The sequence below is a fragment of the Curtobacterium sp. MCBD17_028 genome, assembly GCF_003234875.1.
Classification (GTDB): Bacteria; Actinomycetota; Actinomycetes; order Actinomycetales; family Microbacteriaceae; genus Curtobacterium.
On record NZ_QKTQ01000003.1, the window covers coordinates 1 to 13,001 of the forward strand.

Annotated in this window: 12 protein-coding genes and 1 pseudogene; 9 read left to right on the plus strand and 4 right to left on the minus strand. The window is 73.3% G+C overall.

The genetic code is table 11. The features are described from left to right. A pseudogene (locus DEI86_RS04430) lies at positions 1-531 on the minus strand (hypothetical protein); the annotation flags it as partial. 165 nt (positions 532-696) lie between these two features. Here DEI86_RS04430 and DEI86_RS04435 point away from each other — a divergent pair. Further along, a complete protein-coding gene (locus DEI86_RS04435; protein WP_111011543.1) occupies positions 697-906 on the plus strand; it encodes a DUF3073 domain-containing protein in 210 nt (69 codons plus the stop codon). A 330-nt stretch (positions 907-1,236) separates the two neighbouring features. Here the strand turns inward: DEI86_RS04435 and purM are convergent, their stop codons facing one another. Then, positions 1,237-2,337, minus strand: a complete 1,101-nt coding sequence (gene purM / locus DEI86_RS04440; protein WP_111048907.1) for a phosphoribosylformylglycinamidine cyclo-ligase — start codon at positions 2,335-2,337, stop codon at positions 1,237-1,239. A 70-nt stretch (positions 2,338-2,407) separates the two neighbouring features. Here purM and purF point away from each other — a divergent pair, with 70 nt between their 5' ends. Then, positions 2,408-3,865 carry an amidophosphoribosyltransferase gene (purF, locus tag DEI86_RS04445; RefSeq protein ID WP_111011545.1) on the plus strand — a complete coding sequence of 486 codons (1,458 nt, stop codon included), beginning with the start codon at positions 2,408-2,410 and terminating at the stop codon, positions 3,863-3,865. Between the two features lie 144 nt (positions 3,866-4,009). On the opposite strand, the gene DEI86_RS04450 is transcribed toward purF, so the two are convergent. After that, positions 4,010-4,456: a hypothetical protein gene (locus DEI86_RS04450; protein ID WP_111027221.1), complete on the minus strand. Its 447-nt coding sequence runs from the start codon at positions 4,454-4,456 to the stop codon at positions 4,010-4,012. A gap of 87 nt (positions 4,457-4,543) precedes the next feature. Between DEI86_RS04450 and DEI86_RS04455 the strand changes: the two genes are divergently transcribed. Continuing rightward, positions 4,544-7,147: a LuxR C-terminal-related transcriptional regulator gene (locus DEI86_RS04455; protein ID WP_111035497.1), complete on the plus strand. Its 2,604-nt coding sequence runs from the start codon at positions 4,544-4,546 to the stop codon at positions 7,145-7,147. Positions 7,148-7,384: 237 nt separating this feature from the next. Here the strand turns inward: DEI86_RS04455 and DEI86_RS04460 are convergent, their stop codons facing one another. Next, complete coding sequence (locus DEI86_RS04460) at positions 7,385-7,750, minus strand: sterol carrier family protein (protein WP_111048908.1); 366 nt, start codon at positions 7,748-7,750, stop codon at positions 7,385-7,387. Between the two features lie 55 nt (positions 7,751-7,805). Between DEI86_RS04460 and purD the strand changes: the two genes are divergently transcribed. The 6 genes from purD to DEI86_RS04490 all read left to right on the plus strand — a co-directional run bounded on the left by purD (position 7,806) and on the right by DEI86_RS04490 (position 12,933). Further along, positions 7,806-9,074 (plus strand): phosphoribosylamine--glycine ligase, encoded by a 1,269-nt coding sequence (purD, locus tag DEI86_RS04465; protein ID WP_111012430.1) that lies wholly within the window; start codon positions 7,806-7,808, stop codon positions 9,072-9,074. Continuing rightward, on the plus strand, positions 9,071-9,979 hold the full coding sequence (locus DEI86_RS04470) for a phosphoribosylaminoimidazolesuccinocarboxamide synthase (protein WP_258376461.1): 909 nt from the start codon (positions 9,071-9,073) through the stop codon (positions 9,977-9,979). Before purD ends, DEI86_RS04470 begins: the two co-directional genes overlap by 4 nt. 102 nt (positions 9,980-10,081) lie before the next feature. Then, positions 10,082-10,408 carry a hypothetical protein gene (locus DEI86_RS04475; RefSeq protein ID WP_111027219.1) on the plus strand — a complete coding sequence of 109 codons (327 nt, stop codon included), beginning with the start codon at positions 10,082-10,084 and terminating at the stop codon, positions 10,406-10,408. Between the two features lie 91 nt (positions 10,409-10,499). After that, positions 10,500-11,297, plus strand: coding sequence for an SDR family oxidoreductase (locus DEI86_RS04480; protein ID WP_258376462.1), 798 nt, complete (start codon positions 10,500-10,502; stop codon positions 11,295-11,297). A gap of 19 nt (positions 11,298-11,316) precedes the next feature. Next, the gene (locus DEI86_RS04485) at positions 11,317-11,883 is read left to right on the plus strand and encodes a GNAT family N-acetyltransferase (RefSeq protein ID WP_111011550.1); all 567 of its coding nucleotides are present in this window, start codon (positions 11,317-11,319) and stop codon (positions 11,881-11,883) included. 222 nt (positions 11,884-12,105) lie between these two features. Then, positions 12,106-12,933, plus strand: a complete 828-nt coding sequence (locus tag DEI86_RS04490; protein ID WP_111012428.1) for a cytochrome c oxidase assembly protein — start codon at positions 12,106-12,108, stop codon at positions 12,931-12,933. Positions 12,934-13,001 lie beyond the last annotated feature (68 nt).

Sequence of the window (13,001 nt, forward strand, 5' to 3'; positions counted from 1 at the left end):
GTCCCCGCCGACCTGGTCCCCGCCGACCTGGTCCCCGCCGCCGCGGTCCCCGCCGTCGTCCGCGCCGCCGTCGTCCGCGCCGCCGCCGTCCCCGCCGCCGCGGTTCCCGCCGCCGGCGTCCGCGCCGCCGTCCCGGCCGCCGTCGGCCACACGGACCACCTCCACCGGGCGGTCCACGTGGATCCCGTGGTGCGCTTCGTAGCGGCCGTAGTACTCCGCGACGACGTCCCGGGCAGGACGCTCCGGGTCGGCGTCGGCGAAGTGCAGGCCCATGGCCCCCATGCCCGGCAGCTCGTGCACCCGGTGCGCCGCGCCGAGCCGCAGGGCTTCCCACCGGAACTGCCACGCGCCTCCCGGCCCGGGTGCCCGGTCGACGACGACCACCTCGTGCAGGCCGACGGTGCCCGCGGAGGACGCCGGATCGGCGGTCCGGAGCCCGAGCCGGCCGAGATGGTAGGCGACCGCGAGCCCGGCCTGACCCGCACCGACGACGAGCACGCGCGTGCGTCCGGTCGGCAGGGTGGCGTGCATCCCCTCGATTCTCCTGTGGACGCCCCCCGACGACCATGAGCGGATCGGGGTACATGGTAAAGTGACCGCTAGATTTCGAAACCACGCACCGTTCGGCTGCCCGGGTTCGACCCGGAGAGACGGGCCCGAGCCGGATGCCGGGCCGATCACACGAGGGGGTCACGCATGGGGCGCGGCCGTCAGAAGGCGAAGCACACCAAGGTCGCTCGGGAGCTGAAGTACTTCAGCCCCGAGACCAACTACGGTGCGCTCGAACGCGAGCTGTCCGCAGGGCATGAGTCCTCGGACGACTACGTCGACAAGTGGGCAGATCAGTACGCCGACGATGACGACGAGGTCGAGCAGGAGCAGGACCAGCACGACCGGTCCGCCTGACCTCGTCGTCCGGCCCGGGCGTCGTCCCGGATCGGGATCGGCATCGTCGGGAGCAGCGCCGCGCGGAGGACCGCGCGGCGCTTCGCTGTGTCCGCAGGCTTCGTGCGCGGTCAGCGACCGGGCGCCCCGACGACGAGTGCGCCGTCGCCTGATCGCGCCGTTGTCGCCCGCACGCGCAGTCGGCGCGCGGCCGCAACGGGCGCGGGTCGAGGACACACGGGCGCCGTCGTCCGGGCGGGCAGGTGTCGTCCGGGCGCGCAGCAGCGCGCGTGCCCGATCGCGCAGCAGCGTGCAGGCCCGATCGCGCAGCGGCGTGCAGGCCCGAGCGCGTCAGTCCGCGTAGCGTCCGACCAGCCGGACCGCGCCCCCGTCGACGCCCTTGGCGCCCTGCTCGAAACCGGCGAGGTCGTGCTCGGCGGTCGAGACCTCGCCGACCTGCCAGGCGGCGAGCCCGGAGGCCCCGAGCGCGGCGACGATCTGCGGGGCGGCGGAGCGCGCGACGACGGCGATCATCCCGACGCCGAGGTTCCAGGTGCCCTCGGTCGACTCGACGCTCATGTCGCCCATGTCGGCGAGCACGCGGAAGACCGGGAGGGGCGCCCACGTCGTGCGGTCGACCTCGGCCCAGGCACCGCGCGGCAGGACCCGGGCGAGGTTCGCCGCGATGCCCCCGCCCGTGACGTGGCTCAGCGCGTGCACGGTGCCGGCGAACACGGGGTCGCCGAGCAGGTCGAGCAGCGGCGCGGTGTAGAGCCGGGTCGGCTCGAGCAGGACCTCGCCCACGGTGCCGCCGAGGTCGTCCGAGTGGTCGGTGTACCCGACGCCCCGCGCGGCCAGGACGTGCCGGACGAGGGAGTAGCCGTTCGAGTGCAGGCCGGACGACGCGATCGCGATGACGGCGTCCCCGTCCTGCACGAGCTGCGGGCCGAGGGCCAGATCGGCCTCGACGACGCCGACGGCGGCACCGGCGACGTCGTAGTCGTCCGGACCGAGCAGCCCGGGGTGCTCCGCGGTCTCGCCGCCGACGAGCGACGTGCCCGTGGCGGAGCAGCCGCGGGCGATGCCGGCGACGATGTCCGCGATGCGACCGGGGACGACCCGGCCGCAGGCGATGTAGTCCGTCATGAACAGCGGCCGCGCGCCGACCACGACGATGTCGTCGACGACCATGCCGACGAGGTCCTGGCCGATCGTGTCGTGCTTGTCGATCGCCTGCGCGATGGCCACCTTGGTGCCCACGCCGTCGGTCGAGGTCGCGAGCAACGGACGGCTGAAGTCCCGCAGGAACGAGACGTCGAAGAGCCCGGCGAACCCACCGACGCCCCCGAGCACGGACGCGGAGTGCGTCGCCGCCACCGCGGTCTTCATGAGCTCGACGGCGAGGTCGCCCGCCGCCGTGTCCACACCGGCCTCGGCGTAGGGATTCGCCATTCGTTCATCCTCCGAGGGCGTGGCAGACTTGTTCGGTACCCCCCACTCTACGGTCTGGAGTCCGCTGCGCATGTGCGGCATCGTCGGTCTCGTCTCCCAGGGACCAGCCAACCAATCCATCTACGACGCACTCCTCCTCCTGCAGCACCGCGGGCAGGACTCGACCGGTATCGCCACCGCCGAGGGGCACGTCTTCCACTCCCACAAGACCCGCGGACACGTGCGCGAGGCCTTCCGCACGCGCGACATGCGCGCACTCCTCGGCACGATGGGCCTCGGCCACGTCCGGTACGCCACGAAGGGTGCCGCGAGCAACGAGGAAGAGGCCCAGCCCTTCTACGTGAACGCCCCCTACGGCATCGTGCTCGTCCACAACGGGAACCTGACGAACACGCGTGAGCTCACGCGCGAGCTGTTCGACATCGACCGCCGGCACCTCAACACGTCGTCGGACACGGAGCTGCTCGTCAACGTCCTGGCGCACGAACTGCAGGCCCAGGTCCGCGGCACCGACCTCGACCCCGACCAGGTGTTCGACGCCGTCGCACGCGTGCACGAGCGGGTCGAGGGCTCCTACGCCGCGATCGCGCTCATCGCCGGGCAGGGCGTCCTGGCCTTCCGCGACCCCTACGGCATCCGGCCGCTCATCCTCGGGCACCGGTTCGACGACGCGGGGTCGAGCGAGTGGATCGTGGCGAGCGAGTCGCTCGTGCTCGAGTCCGGCGGGTACGACATCGTGCGCGACGTCGCCCCGGGCGAGGCCGTGTTCATCTCGGTCGACGGGCAGATGGTCTCGCGCCAGTGCGCCGTCGAGCCGCGCCTGGTCCCCTGCTCGTTCGAGTACGTCTACCTCGCTCGTCCGGACTCGATCATGAACGGCATCTCGGTGTACGAGGCCCGGCTCCGCCTCGGCGAGCGCCTGGCCGACACCGTCGCCAAGTACGCGCCGGCGGGCGACATCGACGTCGTCATGCCGATCCCGGACTCGTCACGGCCCGCGGCGATGCAGGTCGCGCGGAAGCTCGGCATCGAGTACCGCGAGGGCTTCTACAAGAACCGGTACGTCGGCCGCACGTTCATCATGCCGGGGCAGGCGGAGCGCAAGCGATCGGTGCGCCAGAAGCTCAACGCGATGTCGAGCGAGTTCAAGGGCAAGAACATCCTCATCGTCGACGACTCGATCGTCCGGGGCACCACGAGTCGCGAGATCGTCGAGATGGCCCGCGCGGCGGGGGCGAACAACGTGACGTTCACGTCAGCCGCGCCGCCGGTCCGCTACCCGCACGTCTACGGGATCAACATGCCGACCCGCGCGGAGCTCATCGCGCACGGCCGCCGGATCCCGGAGATCAACGCCGTGCTCGGGAGCGACCACCTCATCTACCAGGAGGTCGCGGACATGGAGCAGGCGATCATCGAGGGCTCGGACGTCACCGAACTCGAGATGAGCTGTTTCACGGGCGAGTACGTGACGGGCACCGTCACGCCGGAGTACCTCGCCTGGGTCGAGGCGAACCAGCTCAGCTGACGCCCGACGCACGCGTGCGTGACGGCCGGGAGGCCCGCCTCCCGGCCGTCACGCGTGTCCGGCCCGTCGGACCAGGCGTGGTGCTCGGACCGGAGGGAGGGCGCCCGCGGCGCCCGCGGTCGCACTCAGCGCCCGCGGTCGGGTTCAGCGCCCGCGGTCGTCCTCGACGACGCCGTCGACCGTCTCGGTCGGCGATGTGATGCCGAGGTGCTCGGCGGTCAGCCGTCGGGCCTGCTTCGAGAACCGGTGGTCGAGCACGATCGCGACGATCGCGCCGATGACGCCGCCCGCCGTCACACCGTAGAACGAGAAGTACCCGACGAGACCCCAGAACCCGACGTCGGACCCGCGGCTCGTGCCGGTCGTGGCGACGGACGCGCCGTCGGCGAGGTGCTGCGTGGCGAGCACGACGAAGAAGGTCACGACGAATCCGAGCAGGCCGCCGCCGACGATGAACACGCCGAACTTCGGAGCACGCCGGATCGAGACCTCACGACGCGACGCCACTTCGGACGGGGCGGGGACGGACGCGTCGACGGTCCGCGGTTCGTCGGGGGTCCCGCGGTCTGGGGACGGCTCGGTGGTGCTCACCGGACCATTGTCCCCCACTGTGGGACATCCGCGGCCTGGCCATGGGTCCCCCGGACCGAGGACAATGGGGGACGACGAAGTCCCGACATGCGAGGAGCGACGGCCGTGGTGGAGCCGGAGGACGACACGCGCCGACGGGTTTCCCGTCCCGGTGCCCGTCTCCCGTGGCCACTCGTCCCCCGGCGCGAGGAGGACCGCGCCGTCACCGTGCTCGCCGACGACGGCTGGAGTGTCGCCATCGTCGGCGCGGCGGGACTCGGCAAGAGCGTCGTGGCCGCGCGCGTCACGGACCGCGTGGCGCAGCGCAGCACCGGGGACGTCCGGGTCATTCCGATCACGGCCTCACCGCACGAGACGGCCAAGCCGTTCGCGGCCGCCATCGCCCGGTTCGGGGACCTGCCGGCCGCGGCGCTCACCGACGAGCTCGAGGCCGAGCACACCCTCCGCGTCGCGGCGGACCTCGTCGACCGCGACGTCGTCCTGCGCATCGACGACGCCGACCACCTCGACCCGATCACCGCGCGGTACGTCGCCTGGCTCGTCCGGCACGCGCACGCACGGCTCGTGCTGACGTGCCGCGACTTCACCGGGCTCGAGGAGCCCCTGCGCCGCCTGTGGCAGGACGACCTGCTCGAACGCATCGACCTGACGCCGCTCGACCTCCGCGAGACCGAGCGGCTGCTCGAGCGGGCGCTCTCCGGCCCGCTCGAGCACGCCAGCGTGGAACGGGTGCACCGCGCGACCCGCGGCAACCCCCTGCACCTGCGCGAGGTCGTCCGCGCGGCGGTCGCGTCCGGCGCCCTCGAGCGGACCGCGTCGGGGTGGTACTGGCCCGGGCGGATCACCGCGTCGAACAGCCTGGCGGACATGTACCGATCGGAACTCGCGGGCCTCGAACCGGCCCTCCGGGACGTCGTGGACATCGTGGCGTTGGCGGACCCGATCCCGTTGTCGCGGCTGCTGGCCCTGGTGGACGACGCCGATGTCGACCGCGTCGCGTCGCTCGGTCTCGTGTCCGTCGACTCCGACATGACGGCGGACGGCACACCGGTGGTCCGGCCCGCCCACCCGCTCGTCGGCGAGGTCGTCCGGTCCCTCGTCCCGGTGGCACGTCGGGCCCGGTTGTTCGCGCGGGCGAACGCGTTCCGCGCTGACCCGGTCGGCGGGGACGCCCCACCGGCCGCGCGCCTCCGTGCCGCGTTGTGGGCGCTCGAGTGCGGCGTCGTGCCGTCGGCCGACCAGCTGCTCGACGCCGCCGGGGTGGCGGTACGGCTGCAGGAGTACGAGAGCGCGACGGCGCTCGCCTCCTCAGCGTTGTCGGCCGACGACACGACGTTGGCGGTGTCGGTGGCCGCGCTGTGCCTCCGAGCGACGGCCCGGACCTACGGGGTCGGGCGTGAGGCCGCGCGCCACGACGCCGAACGTGCCTGGCTGCTCGCCCGCTCCGACCCGACCGCCCTGCCCGGGGACCTGCTCGTCGAGGCCGTGGAGGTCCTGGCGAACCTCCGGCAGTTCCACGACGACGACGTCGACGCCGCGGTCGCCCTGGTCGAGGAGGCCGCGACGCTCGTGGACGACGCGTCCCGAGAGCGTCTCCGGGTCCTCCGGCTGACGCATCTCGGCTGGGGCGGCCGGTTCGCCGAGGTGCTCGCCGAGGTCGAGCGCAGCGGCGTGCTGCACGCGCCCGTGATCCCGTTCGGGTTCCTGGCGATCGCACCGTGCGCCGTGGTGGCACTCGCCACGACCGGCCGGATCGGCGAGGCCCTGCGGCTGTGCCGGACGTCACTCGAGGTCGCCGCCGCGAACATCGAGGTCGCGCCGTGGAGCCTCGGCGAGCTGTACTCGGTGCTGCACCAGGTCCAGCTCTGGGCGGGCGACGTCAGCGGCCTGACGGTGCAGGTCGACCGTCGGTGGAGCCCGTTCTTCAAGTACGACTTCACGCTCGAGCTCCTCGGCGCCGGGAACCAGGCGCTCGCGGAGCGCCGCTGGGACGACGCGATCACCGCGTTCTCCGGCGCGTGCGAGCGGTTCGCGGTGCTCGACCACGGCGGGTTCGCCGGATACGCCTGGGCGAAGCTCGCGTTCGCGCAGGCCGTCGCGGGGCGGACGCGCGAGGCCGTGGTGTCGGCGGAACGCGCCCGTGCGACGCCGCTCCGTGGGATGCGCATCACGGGCGAGGAGATCCCGCTGAGCCTGACGTTCACGGACTCGGTGCTCGGGCGACCTGCCGCGATGGCGGACGCCATGACGATCGCGCAGCGGTCGGAGCGCTCGGGCGCGTGGATGCCGGCGATGCTCGCGCGCAACGTCCAGTTCGTGCTGCTGTTCGCGCAGGGGGCCGACACCCGGGGCGCCCTGGCCCGGCTCCGCGCCGCCGCCGAGCACGTCGAGGGTGCCCTCGCGCCGGCGATCGTCGGCCACGCAGCGGCGCTCGCGAGCGGGGACGAGCGGGTCATCGCCGAGGCACGTGCGACCCTGGCGGCCGCGGGCGTGATGATCCGCGTCGGCCAGAAGGGCCCCCCGTTGACCCGTCGCGAGTACGAGATCGCGGAGCTCGCCGGGCAGGGGCTGAGCAACCGACAGATCGCCGAGCAGCTCGGTCGGAGCGTTCGCACGATCGACGCGCACATCGCGCGGATCTTCGCCAAGTGGGACATCCACTCGCGGTCGGAACTCGTCGATCGACTCTGATCGTCGAGTCCGCCGCACACCACGTGCGCCGTGATCACGGCCATGGCACCCACACGAACGCTGTTCGGGCAGCGTCGTGTGGGTGTCGTCGGGGTCGGGCCCGTTCGGGTCGGGCCCGCCTCCCGGTGGCTCCACCAACGCTAACGAGGGGACCCACCGGTCGGCATCGGTAAGCAGGTACCTAAATCTGTCACCCGCCCGAGGGACACGGGGGACAACCGGACCGATCGAGCGCGGTCAGGCGCGCGGCAGGCGGACCGGGAGGAACGGGGCCAGGTCGGCGCGTGATCCCGACGCCGTCACGCGCGCGGCTCCGACCGCCTCGGCCCAGGAGATCGCCCCCGTGGCGAGGGCGATCCAGGTCGCGGCATCGGTCTCGACCACGTTCGGCGGCGTGCCGCGCGTGTGGCGCGGTCCCGGAACGGCCTGGACGGCTCCGTACGGGGGGACACGGACCTCGACGCTGTTGCCCGGCACGGTGTCGGCGAGTACCTGGAGCGTCCACCGCACGGCGGTCGCGGTGGACGTGCGATCGGTGGCTCCGCCCTGCACGGCGGCGAGCGCGGCGGCGCCCTCGGCGGCGTCGATGGTCCTGCGGGGCACGGCGTCAGCGTACCGCCCGGGCCGGCGGTCGACCGTCGCTCGGTAGGCTGTGGCCGTGCGCATCCTCGTCCTCGGTTCCGGTGCCCGTGAGCACGCGATCATCGCCGCGCTCCTCGCGGAGGACGCCGGCCACGTCATCACCGCAGCCCCGGGCAACACCGGCATCGCCGCCGACGTCGAGACGGTCGGGCTCGACGCGACGAACCGCGGGCTCGTGACGGAGTACGCGATCGAGAACGGCATCGAACTCGTCGTGATCGGCCCGGAGGCCCCGCTCGTCGAGGGCGTCGCGGACGCGCTCCGGACGCGCGGCATCGCGGTGTTCGGGCCGGGCAAGGCCGCGGCGCGGATCGAGGGCTCCAAGGCGTTCGCCAAGCGGATCATGGCCGAGGCCGGGGTCCCGACGGGCGAGGCCGCCCACGTGGGAACAGCGGACGAGGTCGAGGCCGCCCTGGACCGCCTCGGCGCGCCGTACGTCGTCAAGGCGGACGGGCTGGCGGCAGGCAAGGGCGTGCTCGTGACCGAGGACCGCCAGGCCGCCGTCGAGCACGCGACCTACTGGCTCCAGTACGGCCACGTCGTCATCGAGGAGTTCCTCGACGGCGAGGAGGTCTCGCTCTTCTTCTTCAGCGACGGCCACGACGTGCTGCCGATGACCCCCGCGCAGGACTACAAGCGGCTCGGGGACGGCGACGTCGGGCCGAACACCGGCGGCATGGGGGCGTACTCGCGCCTGCCGTGGCTCGACGAACGCTGGGGCTCCGAGCGGGCCTTCGTCGACGAGGTCACCGAACTCGTGGCGCTGCCGACGGTCCGCCGGCTCGAGCACGAGGGCACCCCGTTCATCGGGCTCCTCTACTGCGGCCTCATCGTCACCGAGCAGGGCGTCCGCGTCATCGAGTTCAACGCGCGGTTCGGCGATCCGGAGACCCAGGTGGTGCTCCCCCGCCTCGTGACGCCACTCAGCGCGCTCATGCTCGCCGCCGCGACCGGACGGCTCGGCCAGACCCCGCGTCCGGAGTTCGCGCCCGGTGCCGCCGTCACCGTCGTGCTCGCGAGCGAGGGCTACCCCGACAACCCCGTCACCGGTCGGCCGATCACCGGACTCGACGACGCCGCGGCACTCGAGGGCGTGACCGTCCTGCACGCCGCGACGGGGATGCTCGAGGGACAGCTCATCGCCACGGGCGGCCGGGTGCTCAACGTCGTCGCGATCGGTGACTCGTTCGAGCAGGCGCGGGCCCGGGCCTACGCCGGCCTGTCCCGGATCCACCTCGAGGGCGCGCAGTACCGCACCGACATCGCGGCGCGGGTGGCACGGTGACCGCCGCGGAGACGGGGGGCGTGCGCCCCGCGACCGCAGCGGAGCTCGAGGGCTGGCGGCACGTCGCGACCGGCAAGGTCCGTGACCTGTACGTGCCGGCGAGCGCGGCCTCCCCGGCGACCGCGACCGAGCTCCTGCTCGTCGCGAGCGACCGCGTCAGCGCGTTCGACCACGCGCTCGAACCGCCGATCCCCGGCAAGGGCGAGCTGCTCACGCGGCTGTCGCGGTTCTGGTTCGCGCAGCTCGGGGACGTCCCGAACCACCTGCTCGGCGAGACCCACCAGGGCACGCCCGTACCGGAGGCCGTGGCGGCACGGTCGATGCGCGTCCGGCCGCTCACGATGTTCCCGATCGAGTGCGTCGTGCGCGGGTACCTCGTCGGCAGCGGCTGGGCGGAGTACCAGGAGACCGGGAGCGTGTGCGGCGTCGCCCTGCCCGCGGGGCTGTCGAACGGCGACCGGCTGCCCGAGCCGATCTACACCCCCGCGTACAAGGCCCCGCAGGGCGCCCACGACGAGAACATCACCTACGAGCGGACGGTCGAGCTCGTCGGGCCGGACGTCGCCGCCGCGCTCCGCGACATGTCCCTGCACGTGTACGAGTCCGCGGCCGCGATCGCCCTGCAGCGCGGGGTCGTCATCGCGGACACGAAGTTCGAGTTCGGCCACGACGCCGCCGGGCAGATCCGGATCGCGGACGAGGTCCTGACGAGCGACTCGAGCCGCTACTGGGACGCCGAGGCCCACGAGGGCGGCGACCGCACCGCGTCGTTCGACAAGCAGATCGTGCGGAACTGGCTCACCGAGCACTGGGACGGGCAGGGCGCCCCGCCCGTGCTGCCCGACGAGATCGTCGAGCGGACCGCAGCGCGGTACCGGGAGCTCATCGAACGCCTCGGCGCCTGACCCGCAGCACGTCAGCCCGCGGCGCAGCACGGCAGCCCGCCGCGCAGCACGACCGGCCACGCTCCGAGCACCGGTCCGGGAGGCGCGACGTACGCTGGATCCGTGCCTCGCGTCCTGTGTTCCATCGCTCTGGCCGCAGGCCTCGTCACCGGCCTGGCGGGCTGTTCCGTCCACGACAGCACGGGTCGGGTGAGCGTCGACGTGAGCACCGACGCCGCGCAGGGACACCGCTACAACGTGCAGGTGCTCGACGCCGACGGGCAGCTCGTCGAGCACCAGTCGATGCTCCCCGGGCAGTCGTCCGACTTCGCCGGGGTGCCGCTCGGGCGCATCACGGTCCGCGCGTCGGGGCTCTGCACGCTGCGCACGACGCTGCACGTCGACGAGGTCGTCCACGTCCGGCTCGGCACCGGGGGCTGCCACCGCTGATCTCCGTTCCGGCGTGTGCCGCCCGTCGACGGTCATCAGCGAGGCCATGATGTCCGAGGCGGACGAGACAGCCGACGGGGAGGACGACGACGTGGTCGACCGAGGGACATCAGCGCGACCGGTCGCGCTCGTGACGGGGGTCGGGCGCCGCGCGGGCATCGCGGCGGCGCTCGCGGAACGGCTGGCGGCGGACGGCTGGGACCTCGCCTTCAGCTGGTGGGGTCCGTACGACGAGCGCGTGTACGGCGCACCGGACCCCGAGGGGGTCGACGCGGTGGTCGAGGTCTGCGCCGCTGCCGGTGCCCGAGTGGCGCGCCTCCCGGTCGACCTGGCGGAGGCGGACCAGGCGGCGGGACTCGTGCCCGCGGCGGCGGCGGCGCTCGACGTACCGGTGGCGGCGCTCGTGCTGTCGCACGCCGAGTCGGTCGACTCGTCGATCGCGACCACGACGGTCGAGGCCTTCGACCGGCACGTCGCGGTGAACGCCCGGGCCACGTTCCTGATGATCCAGGCGTACGCCGAGGCACTGCGGGGCCCGGCCGCCGAGGTCCCGCGGGAGCGGCGCCGGATCGTCGCGCTGACGAGCGACCACACCGCGTTCAACCTGGCGTACGGCATGAGCAAGGGCGCGCTCGACCGGATCGTCCTGGCCGCCGCCAAGGAGCTCGCCGACCTCGGTGTCGCGGCGAACCTCGTGAACCCCGGACCGAACGACACCGGGTGGATGACGCCCGAGGTCGTCGAGATGGTGCTCGGGCGGACCCCGGGCGGTCGACTCGGCACCCCCGCGGACACGGCCGCGCTCGTCGGGTTCCTCTGCTCGCCCGAGGGCGGCTGGGTGAACGGGCAGCTGCTGAAGTCCGACGGCGGGTTCTCGCTCGAGGTCTGAGCCGGGGCAGGATGGAGCGATGACCGAGCCCGCACCCGAGTGGACCGTCGTCCGCGAGGGCGACCTCACCCTCACCGACCACGAGGCCATCGCGGCGATGCTCGCGCAGGCGTTCCCGGACTGGGACCACTGGTACGTCGGCGGGCGGAGCTGGAGCGGGATGCAGCCCGAACGGCGGGTGATCGCGACCGTGGACGACGTCGTCGTCGCGCACGTCGGGATCCGGCGGATGTTCGTGACCGTCGGCGGACGCGACCAGCTCGTCGGGGCGGTCGGGCTCGTCGGGGTGACCCCGCGCCTCCAGGGCCGGGGGCTCGGTGGCGAGCTCCTGGCGCGGACCGCGGCGGTGCTCGACGAGCTCGCGGTCCCCTTCGGCCTGCTCGGGACGGGCGAGGACCGCGTGCCGTTCTACGGCTCGGCCGGCTGGCGGCTGCTCTCCGACACCGCGGGCTGGTACTCGGCCTTCACCGCCGACGGGGCGGGCCTCACCGTCGTCGACGACGAGGGGTGGCTCGTGCTGCCCGTCCGCGCGACGCTCGAGGACTGGCCGGGCGGCGAACTGCACTGGGACGCGCAGCTGGTCTGAGCCGGATGCCGGTCTGCCGCGACGGCACCCGGTGCGGAGCACAGCGGGGCTGAGCCGAATCTCACCGAGGCGGAGCGTGCCGGACGGTCGCCGTGGACCGACAATGGAACCTCCACCGCCGCGGCTCCCGCGCGAGCCGCGGCCCCGCACGCCAGGAGGCACCCCACGCCCACGCCCGCCGTCTTCTGGAGCACCTGGCACCTCGACCCGCTCGCGGCCGTGATGCTCGTCGTCGCTGCGGTGGCGTACGGGCGGTGGCTCGTCATCGCACGTCGCCGCGGACACCAGTGGTCGGCAGCGCGGGTGCTCGGCTTCGTCGCGGCCCTCGTGCTGTTCGCGGTCCTGCAGTTCGGGATCACCGGCGTGTACGACCGGGAACTCCGCTGGGCGTTCGTCCTCCGGCTCGCGCTGCTGCTCATCGCCGTGCCGACCTTCGCCGCGCTCGGCGGCCCGCTCACGCTCGTCCGTCTGGCGGGCTCCGAGCGGAGCGTCCGCGTCGTCGACGGTCTGCTGCACTCGCGGGCGGTCCGGCTGCTCGGCAACGCGATCGTGTCGCCGCTCGTCGCGCTCGCGGTGTTCGCGGTGCTCCTCACCCCGCTCGCGGCGACGATCCGCACGTCGGGCGTGTGGGAGGTCGTCATCACCGTGTTCGTCCCGATGCTCGGGTTCGCGCTCGTCGCGCCGATCTCGGAGCCGGGCGTGCTGCGCTCCACGACGTTCCTCACGGCGGAGTTCCTGCTCGCGTTCGTGGAGCTGCTGCTCGACGCCGTGCCCGGGGTCGTCATGCGGATCACGAACCACGTCATGGACCACGCGGGCGTCGGGCTCGTCGGGCCGTCGTGGGCGCCGTCCGCCCTGCAGGACCAGCACCTGGCGGCGGACCTGCTCTGGTTCATCGCCGAGGTCGGGGACATCCCGATCCTCATCGCGCTGTTCATCCGGTGGCAGCGGACGGACCGCCGCGAGGCCCGCAGCATCGACGAGCTGTCCGACGAGGAGGTCGAGGCCATGACGCGGGAACACCTCGACCGGTTCCGCCGCCAGGCCTGACCCGCCGTCCCCCCTCCGGGGCCCCCGCTTCCGCCGGTTCCCGACACTCCCGCGGTCGGACGACGGCG